The organism is Methylobacterium sp. WL18 (assembly GCF_008040015.1).
In the GTDB taxonomy this organism is placed as follows: domain Bacteria; phylum Pseudomonadota; class Alphaproteobacteria; order Rhizobiales; family Beijerinckiaceae; genus Methylobacterium; species Methylobacterium mesophilicum.
Genome location: NZ_VRVD01001177.1, coordinates 1 through 701 on the forward strand (window position 1 = coordinate 1; position 701 = coordinate 701).

At 73.9% G+C, this 701-nt stretch carries 1 protein-coding gene; it reads left to right on the top strand.

The window, feature by feature from the left end; translation table 11 throughout:
* A partial coding sequence (gene ispF / locus FV228_RS31640) for a 2-C-methyl-D-erythritol 2,4-cyclodiphosphate synthase (RefSeq protein ID WP_147857964.1) occupies window positions 1–701 on the top strand: 701 nt, incomplete at both ends.

Consider the following 701-nt stretch of genomic DNA (forward strand, 5'->3'; position numbering starts at 1 on the left):
GCGGTGCCCGGCGTGCCGGTGACCGACACGGTCAAGCGCGTCGCCGAGATCGCCCCCGGCATCGGCCGGGTGCACGAGACCCCGCCCCGGGAGCACCTGCGCGCGGTCCAGACACCCCAGGCCTTCGCCTTCGCGCCGCTGCTCGCCGCCCATCGCGACGCCGCTAACCAGGGGCTCGACGGCTTCACCGACGACGGCGCCCTCGCCGAATGGGCGGGCTTGCCGGTGGTGGTGTTCGTCGGCGACATCGCCAACCGCAAGATCACCCAGCCCGCCGACCTGATCGAGGCGGACCGGGCCTTCGCGTCCGACCCAACCGAAACGCCAGCGCCCGGAGCCCGCGCCATGACCGCCTACGTCACCCGCCTCGGCACCGGCTTCGACGTCCACGCCTTCACGACCGGCGACCACGTTTGGCTGGGCGGCATCAAGATCCCGGCCGACCGCGGGGTGCTCGCCCATTCCGACGGCGACGTGGCGCTGCACGCGCTCACCGACGCGCTGCTTGGCGCCATCGCGGACGGCGATATCGGCACCCACTTTCCGCCCTCCGACGAGCGTTGGCGCGGCGCCTCCTCGGACCAGTTCCTGGCCCATGCCTGCGGCCTGGTCCGCGCCCGCGGCGGCCGGATCGACCATCTCGACATCACCGTGCTCGCCGAGGCGCCCCGGATCGGCCAGCACCGGGAGGCGATCCGCGC